Source organism: Candidatus Tisiphia endosymbiont of Sialis lutaria, from assembly GCF_964026535.1.
GTDB lineage: Bacteria > Pseudomonadota > Alphaproteobacteria > Rickettsiales > Rickettsiaceae > Tisiphia.
In genome coordinates, this window is record NZ_OZ032153.1 from 35,500 (window position 1) to 50,564 (window position 15,065).

Sequence of the window (15,065 nt, forward strand, 5' to 3'; positions counted from 1 at the left end):
TTTCTAATTTTTTTGGATTCTTGCCATAATCTTTTCGGAAATATTTGATGGAGTAAGACCGAAATATGAGTATAAATCATTAGAGGGAGCAGAGAGTCCAAATTGTTCCATTCCGAAGAACATCCCGTTCTCTCCGATGATTCGATGCCAGCCAAAGCTACTTGCAGCTTCTATAGCAACTTTTAATTTGGCATTGGATAGGATATTTTGGATATAGCTAGGCTGCTGTTTAAAAAATAACTCAAAACATAACATTGAAATCACATTGGTACTAAAGCCATTTTTGCTTAGTATATCTTTTACCTCTAATGCTATTGACAATTCAGAGCCGGTGGCGAAGATAGCAACATCTACTGTTTCTTGATTATTCCCTGACAGTATATACCCACCTTTAGAACATAAATTTTGCGAAATATTTCGGCTATAGTCAATTGATGGGAAGTTGGTGACGTCGTCACTCGTCGCTCGCCTATTACTTATAGGCGTCGCTCCATCGCTCCTAGCACCAAATCCTCCTGAATTAACTATAACTATTTGAGATACTGACTGTCTGGTTAAAGCAAGAACAGAAGAGCCATCTTTATTAGCTAAAGCAATTCGCCAAGATTCAACTGTTTCAAGATAGTCTGCCGGGCGTAATACCATCATATTTGGTAAGCTTCGAAAGGATGCTAAATGCTCTATTGGTTGGTGAGTAGGGCCATCTTCTCCTACCCCAATTGAATCATGGGTCATGATGTAGATCACTTGCTGCTGCATAATAGAAGAAAGCCGCATAGTTGGTTTCATATAATCAGAAAATACTAGAAAAGTAGCCCCTACGGGTAAGAAGCCTGATAATGCGAGTCCGTTCATGATAGCCCCCATAACATTTTCACGAACCCCATAATGGATGTAATTGCCAGTAAAATCATCTTTATTAATTATGTTACTAGCAGTATTTTTGATATTGTTGGATAATGATAAATCAGCTGAGCCAAAAATAATTTTATCTGATAGTTTGGTTAGATATTCTATAACTCTACCAGATGAACAACGGGTTGCTTCAGCTTTTTCTGGAATAGGGATATTATCAAGAAAAGAGCAATCTATATCAGCTTTATTGCAATAGGCTTTTTGCTCTGGAGTTATATCAGCAAACTTCTCTTGCCAATTAGTATAACTCGCTTGATTTCTTAACCAAGCTGTACCCCATATCTCTTGTAATTCCTTTGGTATAGTAAACGCCTGATCATTAAAACCTAAATTTTCTTTAAGAAGTTTAACCTCATCTTTACCAAGCGGGCAGCCATGGGCGGCATTTGAATTCACCTTGTTAATAGAGCCTTTGCCAATTAAAGTACGGCAGGCAATCAAGTATGGTTTATCAGAATTTTGTGCCTTAATTAGGCTGGCATTAATTTGCTCAAAATCATGCCCATCAATAGATTCGGTATTCCAGCCCATGGCGGCAAATTTCAGCAGATGGTTTTCAGATACAGTAAGGTCGGTAGAGCCATCGATGGAAATTTTATTATCATCAAATAAAACTATTAAGTTATTTAGGCATAAATGCCCAGCTAAAGAAGCAGCTTCATAGCTTATACCTTCCATTAGGCATCCATCTCCAATTATACAATAAATTTTGTGTGCACTAAGATCTTTGCCCAATTTTTGTTGATATTTTTTTTGGGCAATCGCCATCCCAACTGAAGTACCAAACCCCTGCCCTAAAGGTCCTGTAGTAGCTTCAATAGCTTCATATGCTCCATATTCTGGATGTCCAGGAGTTTTTGAATGTAATTTTCGAAATTGTTTTAAATCTTCTAGATGAAAATTTTTATAATTTGTTAAATAATAAAAACTATACAGCAACATAGAACCGTGTCCAGCTGATAGAACCAGGCGATCACGGTCAAACCAAGTTGGATCATTAGGATTGAATTTTAGAAAATTAAATACTAGTATGGTCATGACATCTGCCATACCAAGAACCATACCTGGATGCCCTGATTGAGCATATTCTATACTATCACTTGCTAAAACTCTAATACAGTTACTTAATTTAGAATATTTTTCTGAATATTTGGGGATTTTATTAAACTTCATTATAATAAATATTAATTTTGTGTTAAAAGATATTGATATAGATAACCAGATTAACATTACGCGTCATTGCGACGAGGCGTGAGCCAACGAAGCATCCAATAAGTGTGGATTGTCGCGACCACTATGTGGTCTCGCAATGACGTTAGGGGTTAATTATAAAAATTTTTTATGAATCTACATCAAAATAGATATTATGACAACAAAACTATTACCCTTTTTTTCATGGTTTAGCACGTTATTGCATCAATTGTGGTTATCAATTAGTTCAGTAAATTTCTACCAAGATGTTTATAAATCATATAAAGGATATGGGATTAAGTATATATTTGCTGTGTCTTTTATATCATCATTGATCTATTGTATTGTTATATTTAATTACTTGTTAGTCCTCACCGATTACTTTACTGAGAATCGTTTAACAAAAGGCACAATAACTATCGAATATATATTTAAACAATTACCGGAAATCTATTATGATGGTAGTAAAATTTCAGTTGATCAGGATGAACCTATATATTTATTCGATGAGAATGGCAATAAGCTTGCGGCTATAGACTCAAAAAATCAATTATCTTATGGGGAAAAACTTAAAGTTCCCGTCCTATTTAGTAGTAACAATATAACCCTTACTACAGTAGAAATAACCGATAAAAAAAAGAGTGTGTTTAATATTGGATATGCTAAATTATTTACTCCTGATCAAAAAATCCTCACTGAAGAAGTCATTAAAAAGCATTTTGCCAAAATCCTAACACAAGCACCGAAGATATTTATTTACATTTTAATGCCTATAATAATAGCCTTTCGTTTTATAACAATTTTATTTGAAAAAAGCTTTATTATCATCTTAGTATATTTGTTAACTAACTATTTTGGTCCTAAGTCCTCTTGGCAAACCTGTATTAGAATAACCTTATTTTCAAGTGGCATAGCAATTTTATTACAACCTATGATGGTTATATTTTTGCCAGAATTTAGTAGTATTATATTTTTTATACAGATGTTCACCAGTTTGTTAGTGCTTTTAGCAATGTTGCAAATACGAAATAAATAGGAATAAACCCCCTGCTTACGCAGGGGTGACATCTAACTTTTTCATCATTCCCGCTTCGGTGCGGAATCTATATCCCTGCTTTCGCAGGGATGACAAGCATTGTCCTATATTTTATTAAAATCTGCAAAAAAACTTGATTATCGAGTATAAGTAATAGGCGAGCATTGAACGACGATGTCACCAATTTCTCATTAATTGACTATAATCTTTCCTCTATCCTATCTGTCGTAATTTCCTTTAAATTTATGCCTTAAAGTTGGGAAATTTATTACTTAGAACATATTAGATTTTTCTGAGTATTACTGATATTGTTATAACCCAAAATTTATTATTTTCAATTTTTCATATTTTTTTGCCATTATTAAGCAAATTGTCAATCTATTAATATTAAAGTAACGGTAAAAAAATTGATAGTATATCAAGACCATAGAGTTCTAACAATAGAACAAAAAAAAGCGATTGATTTGTTGTCAATTGGAACATTTTTAGAATATTTTGACTTGATGCTTTATGTACATATGACAGTATTGTTGAATGAGTTATTTTTTCCACAAAGTGATCCACAAACTGCTAATCTTTTATCGACTCTCACCTTCTGTGCTACTTTTGTTTTTCGACCAATTGGGGCTGTGTTATTTGGTTGGATAGGTGATAAAATAGGTCGTAAAGTTACGATAGTTATTACAACTTTTATGATGGCATTTTCTTGTTTACTGATGTTTATTTTACCTACTTATGCACAGATTGGTATTACTGCTTCGATATTAATTAGCATTTGTCAGATAATGCAAGGTATGTCATCCTTAGGAGAAGCAATAGGGGCTGAATTATATTTAACGGAAATGATCAAACCACCCTTACAATATCCTGTTGTTGGTTTTATTTCAATATTTGCTGATCTAGGGGCAGTATTTGCTTTAGGTGTTGCAGTACTGACTACTTCACATGGCTTTAATTGGCGGTATGCTTTTTTATTTGGATCAGTGATTGCTATGGTGGGAACGATGGCAAGAACACAGCTTAGAGAAACACCAGAATTTGCTGATGCAACCAAAAGATTGATAAATAACCTGAAACTTTTTGGTTTAAAGAAAAAGGATATTATTGGAAAAGAAGGTAGTGCCAATTGGCAGATGTTAAATGAGAAAGTTAATATCAAAACTATATTAGCTTATTTAGCAATTGAATCGCCTTCTCCAATTATCTTTTATTTGATATATATCTATTGTGGTATCATACTTAAAAACACCTTCAATTATAGTTTTGAACAAATTATTATCCATAACTTGCTTGTTAAAATAACAGAGCTACTTATCAGCATTCTATATACTTATTTGAGTTATAAGATATATCCACTAAAAATTTTAAAAGTAAGATTAGGAATCTTTGCTAGTATTATTATATTTTTGCCATATATATTAACTAATATTCCCTCTCCTTCTTATTTGTTATTATTACAGTCTTTTATATTGCTATTTCAGACAGGATCATTTTCAGCCGCTTCAATATTTTATAAGCAGTTTCCTGTGTTTAAACGTTTTAGATGTGTCAGCATCTCATTCGCTATGGTAAAAGCAATAATGTATGTTGTTGTTTCTTTTGGATTAGTTTATTTAATAAAATATTTTGGTAATTGGGGAATAGCAATGTTTTTTGTGCCATTCATGGTGGCATATGGATTTGGCTTGTATCATTTTGAAACATTAGAGAGATTACGCAATATGTAGTTATAGCTAACCCGCCTGTGTCATTGCGAGAAGCTACTTTAGTAGCATTGAAGCAATCTCACGTAGTAATCTCGCTAATAGCGTCTTGTACTTTTCTGGAATTTTTAAATTGTCATGGGGTTTATGCGTAAGGTAAGTGATAAAATAAATGAAATATTTTACTTATTATATCATTATTGGTATTAGTGTGTGCAATATTTAGTGTATTATTGAATAATTAGAATTGCTGGGTTAGAGTTTACTTTCTCTATCATTTATTCAAATATTCTATTATTGTTATTATATTAAATAGAAGAGGACGCCACAATGAAAGATATCTGTAAAAAAGTTAAATGTATAGTATACTTGCTTATATATGGGGTGGTCACTTGGATTATCGCAAAAATTATACTTATATCAACATTCCCGGATGATGGGCAATGTCACTGCTCCGAAACTCCAGCCTTACTACATTATATTTTGGCTTTGATAGTAACTACAGCCCCAGTGATAACGTATATATGTACGAAAAATTGTAAGCTGAAAACAAAATCTGATACTAAAAAATTATGATTGGTAAACTAAAAGGCACAATAGATGCATGTTTTAATGATTATGTCATTATTGATGTTAATGGTGTTGGGTATTTAGTGTATTGTAGTAGTAAAACTCTAAATAAATTAGTGGTTAATGAGTTTTGTCAATTATTTATCGAAACGCATGTAAGAGAAGATCATATTAATCTTTATGGCTTTTTATCACTCGAAGAAAAGTTTGTTTTTAATTTATTACAATCAGTAAACGGTATTGGGACAAGGATGGCTTTAGCTATTTTATCAAATTTATCACCTGAGCAAATCCAATCAGCGATAGCTAGGCGGGATAAAGAAGCTTTTAAAGCCGTTTCCGGTGTTGGACTAAAATTAGCTGAACGAATTATCATAGAGTTAAAGGATAAAGCTTTAACTAACCTTACTACCAATCTTCCCATCGATAAGAATGATAGTGATTTATCTAAGATATCATCTGATGCTACATTAGTTTTAACCTCACTTGGGGTTAATAGAACTGAAGCCCATAATTTGGTACAGGAAATTATTGCAAAGGATCCTGATCTCTCTATTAATGAGCTAATTAAACTCGCACTAAAGGCCCGTAGTTCCAATGTCTAAAAACCCAGTTTCTAAAAATGTTTTATCAGCTGATATATTGCCAAACGATCAAGAGTTCTCTCTACGACCTAGCTATTTAAAAGAATTTGTTGGGCAACAACAGATCAAAGAGAATTTATCTATTTTCATCCAAGCCGCTAAAAATAGGTCAGAACATTTAGACCATACCTTATTTTATGGACCGCCTGGACTTGGTAAAACCACTCTTGCCCAAATTATTTCTAAGGAGATGGGAGTAAATTTTAAATCCACCTCAGGACCTGCTATATCAAAAGCGGCTGATCTAGCTGCTATACTTACCAATTTGCAAGATAATGATGTGTTATTTATTGATGAAATTCACCGTCTTAGCACCAATATTGAAGAAGTATTGTACCAAGCAATGGAAGATTTTGCTCTGGACATAGTTATTGGAGAAGGTCCCGCCGCAAGGTCAGTAAAAATCAATTTACCCAATTTTACTTTAGTTGGAGCAACTACTAGACTAGGTCTATTGAGTAACCCTTTAAGAGATAGATTTGGTATACCACTACGTTTACATTTTTATAATGTGGCTGAATTAAAACTTGTTTTGAGTAGAGCTAGTAAATTGCTGGCAATTAATGTAACCGATGAGGCGTTAGAAGAAATAGCAAAGCGTAGTAGAGGAACTCCAAGAATTGCCCTTAGGCTAATTAGACGGGTGAGAGACTTCGCTTCTGTCGATGATCAGCTAGAAATTGATAGGAATATTGCCAATCTCTCGCTGAATCGATTAGAAGTTGACAAAATAGGTTTAGACAGTAATGATTATAGATATTTAAAGTTTATCGCTGATAATTATGATGGGGGTCCGGTCGGTATAGAAACAATTGCCGCAGCTCTATCAGAACAACGCGATGCTGTTGAAGAAACTATCGAACCCTATCTAATACAAATAGGGTTATTACAACGTACCCCAAGAGGCAGAGTTATTACCAAAAATGCTTTTGACCATCTGGGAATATAACAATCTATAGTTAATAAAGAAGTAATTTATGAAAATAATTAACATAAAACAACTAACGATCCTGCTGACTTTAATTTTACTCCCCTTTAGCAAAGTGGTTGCCAATAGTCAACAACATTTTGAGAAAGCAAATACTTTAACAATGGAGGGCAAATGGCAAGAAGCAATTGACTCCTATGATTTGGCAATTAAATATAAGCCTGATCTTGCTGAAGCTTACCATAACAAAGGTACAGCTTTGTATGAGTTAGGCAAATGGCAGGAAGCAATTGACTCCTTTGATTTAGCAATTAAACATAAGCCTGATTTTGCTAATGCTTACAACAATAAAGGTGTTGTTTTGGGTGAGTTAGGCAAATGGCAAGAGGCAATTGACTCCTATAATTTAGCAATTAAATATAAGCCTGATTTTGCTAATGCTTATTATAGCAAAGGTATAGTTTTAGGCAAGTTAGGTAAATTACAGGAAGAAATTGTTGCTTATGATTTGGCAATCAAACATAAGCCTGATTTTGCTAATGCTTATTATAACAAAGGTATAGCTTTAAAGGAATTAGGTAAATTGCAGGAAGCTATTATAGCATATGATTTAGCAATTAAACATAAGCCTGATCTTGCTGATGCTTACAACAATAAAGGTACTGCTTTAGGTAAGTTAGGCAAATTGCAGGATGCAATTGACTCCTTTGATTTAGCAATTAAACATAAGCCTGATCTTGCTGATGCTTATTACAACAAAGGTGTAGTTTTAGGCAAGTTAGGTAAATTACAGGAAGAAATTGTTGCTTATGATTTGGCAATCAAACATAAGCCTGATTTTGCTAATGCTTATTATAACAAAGGTATAGCTTTAAAGGAATTAGGTAAATTGCAGGAAGCTATTATAGCATATGATTTAGCAATTAAACATAAGCCTGATCTTGCTGATGCTTACAACAATAAAGGTACTGCTTTAGGCAAGTTAGGCAAATTGCAGGATGCAATTGACTCCTTTGATTTAGCAATTAAACATAAGCCTGATTTTGCTAATGCTTATTATAACAAAGGTATAGCTTTAAAGGAATTAGGTAAACACTCACAGGCAAAGGAAGCATTTAGCAAAGCAGAGCAACTTAGGATAAAACATTAAAAATTATAGAATATATGCTAGCACGACTAACATTACTCCGTCATTGCGAGACCACGCAAGTAGGTCGTGGCAATCCAAAAAATGATCAAAAATTGATTGCTTCGTCGCTACTGAAGTAGCTCCTCGCAATGACGTTGGAAGCTAAAATCGTCATTGCGAAGAGGCGAAAGCCGATGAAGCAATCCACTCTTTTATGGATTGCCACGCCACCTACGGTGGCTCGCAATGACGGAATAATGTTAGGCATGGTTAGCTATAAAACCAAACTAAAAGATACTTAAAGAAGAAATATTATATGCAAAAAGCTCTAACTTTTATAATTGCTGCCGCAATTATTTACTCTATTGTACAAATGAAAATGCAATCTCCGCCTGAGGAAAATGCCCCTAAGGTTCAGACAACTGAAGCTGAAAGTAGTAACAATACTAGTACCCCTGAGCAAGCAAATATACCATTAACTGGTAATTTCCTTGAAAAAACTGTTTCAAAAGTTTTGATCAATGCTCTTAAAACAGAAGAAGGTCGACTATTCTTTGAAAATTTACTACAACCAACTAATAAACCTATTGCTGATGGTAAATATACTATAGAGGTTAATAGAGATTTAATTCAGCCAATGTTTAAGATTAACACCTTTGGTAATGGGACTGTCGGTCCAGCGACTTGTGGTCATGTAGTCACATTACATTACCAATTATTGGATATTAACAATAATTTACTCAGCGAAAATACTAAAACCTTTACTCTTGGTTCTAGAGCGATCATGCCAGGAATTGATTCTGTAGTAGTAGGGATGATGGTTGGACAAACCAGACAAGCTATATTTCCTACAAAATATACATCTTCTAACGAAGAAAATAAAGACTATGATGCACCTTATAGGGTTAATATTGTCTTAAATTCAATATTACCTAATAATTTTGTTAATAGTAATGAAGTAAAGATATTTGATGATGAAATAGCTTATAGGATGCCATTATTATGTGGAGATAAAGTAGGAATTGACGCAAAGATTACTAAATTATCGAATGGGCAGGTACTTTATGACTCGACACAAGAAGGGAAAAAGCTAGATATAAAAATTGGTGATATTAATTACCCATTAATTGTATCATATGCTCTACATGGTAAAGTACCAGTTGGCACTAGAACAGTAATTGCTAAAGGTAAGTTATTTAAAGCCCTTGGTTCTAATATCAATAAAATGCTTAATCAAAGTAAGATTCCTGTGGATGAATATTTAATGCTGGAATTAACAAATTTTCAAACAGAGTAATTGAGGAAAAAAATGCACGATACTACTTATAATACTAAAAGAGCAACTGTACCAGCTCTCGAACAATTATTATTTGAACCGATAAAAGTACTAGATCATGGTTTCATTAGAGTTATTGATTATATGGGGGATGATAGTAGCATAGTACAAGCAGCACGAGTATCATATGGTAAAGGGACAAAACAACTAAGCCAAGATAAGGGGCTAATTAATTACCTGATGCGTCATAAACATACCACACCATTTGAAATGTGTGATATCAAATTTCATATTAAACTACCTATTTTTGTTGCAAGACAGTGGATACGTCATAGAACTGCTAGTGTTAATGAATATTCAGCTAGATATTCTATATTAGGAAATGAATTTTATTTACCAGAAAAACAGAATCTTGCTGCTCAATCTACAATAAATAAGCAAGGAAGAAGTGATGAAAAAATTCCAGAAAAAATTGCAGATAAAGTATTAGTGCTACTAGAAAAAGATGCTAAAATATGCTATCAGCATTATACTGAAATGATGAATCAGGATGAACATGGCAATATTATTGATGAAAATACCTTAGGTATTACTAGGGAACTGGCAAGAATGAATTTAACTTTGAACTATTATACAGAATGGTATTGGAAAATTAATTTGCATAATTTATTAAATTTTCTGCTACTCCGAGCCGATTCTCATGCCCAATATGAAATCAGAGTATATGCAGAAAAAATGCTAGAAATAGTACAAGCTTGGGTACCTTTTACGTATGATGCCTTTAAGGAATATAGGCTAGAGGGTAATAATATTTCTAAAAAAGGACTGGCTGTCATAAAAAGACTAATTAATAAAGAAGATGTCACGCTAGAGTCTAGTGGTATGACCAAAAGAGAATGGGATGAATTAATGCAAGTTATTGGTGGGTAAAATAATAAAGGAGGTGTTTAGATACAGTCAATTCAGGGAAATTGGGTAGCAGGAGTGACGAGTGGCAACATCACCACCTTCTCATTAATTGACTATATCTGGTTTTTAAACATTATCTCCTGTAACTCGTACTATATTTGCCCCACAGTTACTTAATTTTTTTTCCAATGTTTGATATCCACGATCTAAGTGGTAGATTCGACGTATTTTTGTTGTATCGTTGGCGGCAAGTCCAGCTAATACTAGAGATACCGATGCTCTGAGGTCGCTTGCCATAACTTCAGCTCCCGTCAGAAAAGGTACTCCGTGTATTATAGCACTATTTCCTTTAATTATTATATTTGCCCCCATTCGGCATAATTCAGGAACATGCATAAAACGGTTTTCAAAAATAGTTTCGGTGATGGTAGAAGACCCGCTGCAAAGGGTCATAAGACTCATAAACTGAGCTTGAAAATCTGTTGCAAAACCTGGATATGGACTTGTATGAATATCCACAGGATTTAATTTATCTACATAAGAAACTCTTAAACCATTATCAATGGGTTCAACTTTTATGCCAGCTTCAATGAGTTTTAATACTATATTTTCAACAATATTGCCGTTAATTCCATAAATATTTAAACTGCCTTTAGTAATGGCAGCAGCCATCATGTAGGTACCAGCTTCAATACGATCCGGCATGATCGAATAGTTGGTATGTTTTAAATAAGATTTACCAATAATTGTTATTTCACTTGTACCAATTCCATTTATTTCTGCCCCCATTTTGTTAAGGCAATGGCATAGATCAACAATTTCTGGTTCTCTAGCACAGTTAGATAATATCGTTTCCCCTTTAGCCAAAGTAGCAGCCATTATAGAATTAATTGTTGCTCCAACAGATATTTGTTTAAAAACAAAATGTACAGCTTTTAATCTGCCTGTGATTTTAGCGTTAATATAGCCATGATCCACATCAATATCTGCTCCCATAGCTTGCAATGCTGCTATATGTAAATCTACTTGTCGAGCCCCTATAGCACATCCTCCAGGTAAGGAAACTTTAGCTTTAGAGAATCTAGAGAGTAATGGTCCAAGAACCCAAATAGAAGCACGCATTTTACGTACTATATCATATGGGGCAGTAAAATTATTAATATTGCTACTATCGATATCCATGCTTAAGTAATCTTGATGATCAGTTACCGTAACAACACTGCCTAAATTCTCAAGTAATTTCTTCATTGTGAGAATATCGGTAAGCTTTGGAATATTATTAATACTAAGCTTATCTGTAAGAAGTGCAGCTGTCATAATCGGTAATGCCGAATTCTTAGCTCCGCTAATGCTAATATTACCTTCAAGGGGAATACCACCTTTAATTATTAAACTGTCCATAGGAATTCCTTAATATATAATAATCTGAATTGACTATAACAAACTGACGTCATTGCGAGAAGGCGTAAGCCAAAGCATAAGCGTCAGTTTAAGAAAACAATAATTGAAAAACTGTCGTTGCAAGGAGACTTTAGGTCGACGAAGCAACCCAGAAAAGTGATTAAATTTGGATTGCTGCGACCACTACGCGATCTCGCAATGACGTTGGAAGCTAAAATCGTCATTGCGAGAAGGCGTGAGCCGACGAAGCAATCCACTCTTTTATGGATTGCTACGCCACCTACGGTGGCTCGCAATGACAACTTTTCTACTTTATTTTCTTAAACCAACGCTTATGCACAATAACGTCGGTGTTTTTACCTCGACTTTAAACAATTTATCATTTTTTACTATCGTCAAGAGCTGCTCCAAGTATGTCTCCTAGACTAGCACCACTATCAGCAGAACCATATTCTTTGATAGCTTTTTCTCTCCTGTCTATTTCAAGGGCTTTTATTGATAAAGTAACTTTACGAGATGCTTTATCAATGGTGATGATTTTTGCATCAATTCTGTCATTAGGGGCAAATCTTTCAGTTTTTTGTTCGGTTTTTTCACTAGAAAGATCAGCCTTCTTGATGAAGCCCGATACTTTATCGTCTAAAGCCACTTCTATTCTATCATCTTGAACTGCAGTGACTAAGCAAGTAACGATCATATTTTTTTTATACAGCTCAAATTCATCTTGCTGCGTCTCTTCAGTTAATTGTTTAATACCTAAACTTATACGTTCCTTTTCAATATCAATTGATAAAACCTTACATTCTATTTGGTCATTCTTTTTATATGTTTTTAACAATTCAATACCATTACCGTCCCAGCTTATATCCGTTTCATGAATCATGCCGTCAATATTGTCATCAAGTGCTACAAACATACCAAAGTCAGTAATATTTCGTATTGGAGCTTTAATTATACTACCTATTGGATTACGCTTAGCAAACTCAATAAGGGGGTTATCTTGACATTGTTTAATACTTAAAGATATTCTATGTTTATCAGTATCAACTTCTAAAATGGTAAATTGCACTTCTTGACCGATAGTAAGCATTTTTTTAGGATGCTGATTTAATTTTACCCAACTAATTTCACTTGAATGTACAAGACCCTCAATACCATCTTTTAGCTCAATAAATACTCCATAATCAGCAATATTTGTTACTTTACCGGTCATTATCGTACCAACCGGAAATTCTTCTTTTATACTTTGCCATGGATTATGATCAAGTTGCTTCATACCAAGTGAAATTCTCTTAGTTTCTTCATTAAATTTTATAACTATAACCTTAACTTTTTGATCTAGCGATAAAACTTCTGAAGGGTGATTTATTCTGCTCCATGAAATATCAGTAACATGCAATAGACCGTCTACATTACCTGAACTACCTAAAGCAATAAATGCACCGTAATCAGTGATATTTTTTACTGTACCATCTAATATTATCCCTTCCTTAATTTTCGATAACATTTCATCCCTAGCCTCGGATCTTGATTCCTCAAGTATGGCTCTTCTAGAAACCACAATATTACCAAGTTTCTTATCCATTTTTAAAATTTGGAATGGCTGCTTGATACCCATTAACGAAGAAATATCTTTTATTGGTCTAACATCTACCTGACTTCCAGGCAAGAAAGCAACAACCCCTGATACATCAACGGTAAACCCACCTTTAACACGCCCAAATATTACACCATCCACAAACTGCTTTTGAGCACATGCAATTTCTAAATGTCCCCATGATTCTTCTCTAATAGCTTTTTCACGGCTTAATATAGTTCTACCGTTGCGACCTTCAATTTTCTCAATATAGACATCAACTATATCACCAACTTCTGGTAAAGGTTGATTACTAGCCAAGGCAAATTCTTCTACCGGAACTCTACCTTCATTCTTTAGGCCAACGTCAACTATGATAATTCCTTTGGCGATACCTACTACTTGACCTTTGACAACAGTACCTTCTTTTATATGGCTAGTACTTATGCTTTCAAGCATTTGTGCAAAATCTTCATGAGATTGAAGGCTAATTTCTGCAAGTTGGGAAACAAATTTTTTCTTAATTTTTTGCATATTATTCTCTAATACTAGTTGTGCCACCTAGTATAATAAATATAGTTAATTGATTTGAATTTGCTCGAGTGAGTTGCTTAGATGTTGACCTAAATTTAGGTTTCACTTCTATCTCACTGATCAGCAAATCCAACTAAATTAACTATGAATGGTTAATAAATGTAGATAAAACAACCTATTGCACATAAAATATGTTGATATTACCTAACTAAAATAAACTCCATAATCTTATCAATCACTTTTTCTGGTGATAGATAAGAAGTATCAATTTCTAAAGTTCCTGGAGAGACAGTTAACGGAGCGATATCACGCTCTATATCTCTTTTATCTCTTGTTTCCAGTTGCTTTAGAACTACATCAAAAAGACATTCTCCATCTTTCTTTTGCAGCTCTTTATACCTTCTTTTTGCTCTAATAACAATATCTGCTTTAATAAAAATCTTTAAATCAGCCTTCGGTGCCACTACTGTTCCAATATCTCTACCTTCCATTACAATTCTAGGAATTGTTTTTATTAATTTTACCAAATATATTCCCAGATTATTTCTTACTTCCGGTATAACGGCAACCTGTGAGGCTATATTACCTACAACCTCACTATCAAGTTCTGAATTTTTTATATATTCCGTGGATTTAGATAATTCAATTATTCTATTTATATCAGTAAGATCAATTTTTTGCTTTATACAAGAAAGAGCAAGGCTTCTGTATACAATACCTGATTGAAAATAGGTGAGCTCAAGTTTTTGTGCTAACATTCGTCCAATTGTACTTTTACCTGATGCCGCTGGACCATCCAGTGCCACTACAAAATTATTGCAGATATCCAAAGCTTGAGATTTTAAGGTCATTTATTCATAATTTTATGCTAGGAGGCTGCCTATAATAACTGAACTAATTAATTATATTTTGAGCTATTTTTCGGCAAGAATAGATATGATTTTTACAGGATAGTGTATCTATTTCAAAAAAATCATGTTTATTCGCAGCCAAAAAGAACCCGATATAGAATTACTTTCGTTATCGCAGACACTCTCGTAGATTTTAGCTGAATATTTAAAATAATGCAAATAAAACTTGAAATTAGGGCTATTATAGATTAGACATGTTACTTGAATATTTTGTTGCTTTAAGTATAAAATTAAAGCAGGAAAAAATAAGGGCGGTTAGCTCAGTTGGTTAGAGCATTACGTTGACATCGTAAAGGTCGGTGGTTCGAGTCCACTACCGCCCACCAGTATTTATCCGCCATT

The 15,065-nt window shown here is 33.8% G+C and carries 12 protein-coding genes and 1 tRNA gene; 9 read left to right on the plus strand and 4 right to left on the minus strand.

The window, feature by feature from the left end:
- Window positions 1–3: 3 nt before the first annotated feature.
- Complete coding sequence (locus AAGD20_RS00200; protein WP_341748968.1) at window positions 4–2,088, minus strand: transketolase; 2,085 nt, start codon at window positions 2,086–2,088, stop codon at window positions 4–6.
- A 193-nt stretch (window positions 2,089–2,281) separates the two neighbouring features.
- On the opposite strand from AAGD20_RS00200, the gene AAGD20_RS00205 reads away from it, so the two are divergent.
- From AAGD20_RS00205 to thyX, 8 genes are all read left to right on the plus strand, one after another.
- Window positions 2,282–3,142 (plus strand): DUF1189 family protein, encoded by an 861-nt coding sequence (locus tag AAGD20_RS00205; protein ID WP_094649082.1) that lies wholly within the window; start codon window positions 2,282–2,284, stop codon window positions 3,140–3,142.
- A gap of 407 nt (window positions 3,143–3,549) precedes the next feature.
- Window positions 3,550–4,869: an MFS transporter gene (locus AAGD20_RS00210; RefSeq protein WP_341748969.1), complete on the plus strand. Its 1,320-nt coding sequence runs from the start codon at window positions 3,550–3,552 to the stop codon at window positions 4,867–4,869.
- A gap of 306 nt (window positions 4,870–5,175) precedes the next feature.
- Complete coding sequence (locus AAGD20_RS00215; protein ID WP_341748970.1) at window positions 5,176–5,421, plus strand: Holliday junction ATP-dependent DNA helicase RuvA; 246 nt, start codon at window positions 5,176–5,178, stop codon at window positions 5,419–5,421.
- Entirely contained in the window at window positions 5,418–6,020 is a 603-nt protein-coding gene (ruvA, locus tag AAGD20_RS00220; RefSeq protein WP_250311340.1) for a Holliday junction branch migration protein RuvA, read from the plus strand. Before AAGD20_RS00215 ends, ruvA begins: the two co-directional genes overlap by 4 nt.
- Complete coding sequence (gene ruvB / locus AAGD20_RS00225) at window positions 6,013–7,008, plus strand: Holliday junction branch migration DNA helicase RuvB (protein WP_341748971.1); 996 nt, start codon at window positions 6,013–6,015, stop codon at window positions 7,006–7,008. Before ruvA ends, ruvB begins: the two co-directional genes overlap by 8 nt.
- Before the next feature lie 28 nt (window positions 7,009–7,036).
- Complete coding sequence (locus AAGD20_RS00230) at window positions 7,037–8,137, plus strand: tetratricopeptide repeat protein (protein ID WP_341748972.1); 1,101 nt, start codon at window positions 7,037–7,039, stop codon at window positions 8,135–8,137.
- 295 nt (window positions 8,138–8,432) lie between these two features.
- The gene (locus AAGD20_RS00235) at window positions 8,433–9,413 is read left to right on the plus strand and encodes an FKBP-type peptidyl-prolyl cis-trans isomerase (protein WP_341748973.1); all 981 of its coding nucleotides are present in this window, start codon (window positions 8,433–8,435) and stop codon (window positions 9,411–9,413) included.
- A 12-nt stretch (window positions 9,414–9,425) separates the two neighbouring features.
- On the plus strand, window positions 9,426–10,322 hold the full coding sequence (gene thyX / locus AAGD20_RS00240; protein ID WP_094648792.1) for an FAD-dependent thymidylate synthase: 897 nt from the start codon (window positions 9,426–9,428) through the stop codon (window positions 10,320–10,322).
- A gap of 105 nt (window positions 10,323–10,427) precedes the next feature.
- On the opposite strand, the gene murA is transcribed toward thyX, so the two are convergent.
- The 3 genes from murA to cmk all read right to left on the minus strand — a co-directional run bounded on the left by murA (window position 10,428) and on the right by cmk (window position 14,663).
- Entirely contained in the window at window positions 10,428–11,702 is a 1,275-nt protein-coding gene (gene murA, locus AAGD20_RS00245; RefSeq protein ID WP_094648791.1) for a UDP-N-acetylglucosamine 1-carboxyvinyltransferase, read from the minus strand.
- Between the two features lie 379 nt (window positions 11,703–12,081).
- A complete protein-coding gene (locus AAGD20_RS00250) occupies window positions 12,082–13,812 on the minus strand; it encodes a 30S ribosomal protein S1 (RefSeq protein ID WP_341748974.1) in 1,731 nt (576 codons plus the stop codon).
- Between the two features lie 200 nt (window positions 13,813–14,012).
- Window positions 14,013–14,663, minus strand: coding sequence for a (d)CMP kinase (gene cmk / locus AAGD20_RS00255; protein WP_341748975.1), 651 nt, complete (start codon window positions 14,661–14,663; stop codon window positions 14,013–14,015).
- Window positions 14,664–14,972: 309 nt separating this feature from the next.
- Here cmk and AAGD20_RS00260 point away from each other — a divergent pair.
- Window positions 14,973–15,049 (plus strand) — tRNA-Val (locus tag AAGD20_RS00260).
- Window positions 15,050–15,065: the final 16 nt, after the last annotated feature.

What these genes read in the sequence shown, in the direction of transcription:
- ruvB (WP_341748971.1), top strand. Translation starts at nt 6,013, where the DNA reads ATGTCTAAAAACCCAGTTTCTAAAAATGTTTTATCAGCTGATATATTG.
- AAGD20_RS00250 (WP_341748974.1), bottom strand. Translation starts at nt 13,812, where the DNA reads ATGCAAAAAATTAAGAAAAAATTTGTTTCCCAACTTGCAGAAATTAGC.
- ruvA (WP_250311340.1), top strand. Translation starts at nt 5,418, where the DNA reads ATGATTGGTAAACTAAAAGGCACAATAGATGCATGTTTTAATGATTAT.
- AAGD20_RS00205 (WP_094649082.1), top strand. Translation starts at nt 2,282, where the DNA reads ATGACAACAAAACTATTACCCTTTTTTTCATGGTTTAGCACGTTATTG.
- cmk (WP_341748975.1), bottom strand. Translation starts at nt 14,663, where the DNA reads ATGACCTTAAAATCTCAAGCTTTGGATATCTGCAATAATTTTGTAGTG.
- AAGD20_RS00215 (WP_341748970.1), top strand. Translation starts at nt 5,176, where the DNA reads ATGAAAGATATCTGTAAAAAAGTTAAATGTATAGTATACTTGCTTATA.
- AAGD20_RS00200 (WP_341748968.1), bottom strand. Translation starts at nt 2,088, where the DNA reads ATGAAGTTTAATAAAATCCCCAAATATTCAGAAAAATATTCTAAATTA.
- AAGD20_RS00230 (WP_341748972.1), top strand. Translation starts at nt 7,037, where the DNA reads ATGAAAATAATTAACATAAAACAACTAACGATCCTGCTGACTTTAATT.
- thyX (WP_094648792.1), top strand. Translation starts at nt 9,426, where the DNA reads ATGCACGATACTACTTATAATACTAAAAGAGCAACTGTACCAGCTCTC.
- AAGD20_RS00235 (WP_341748973.1), top strand. Translation starts at nt 8,433, where the DNA reads ATGCAAAAAGCTCTAACTTTTATAATTGCTGCCGCAATTATTTACTCT.
- murA (WP_094648791.1), bottom strand. Translation starts at nt 11,702, where the DNA reads ATGGACAGTTTAATAATTAAAGGTGGTATTCCCCTTGAAGGTAATATT.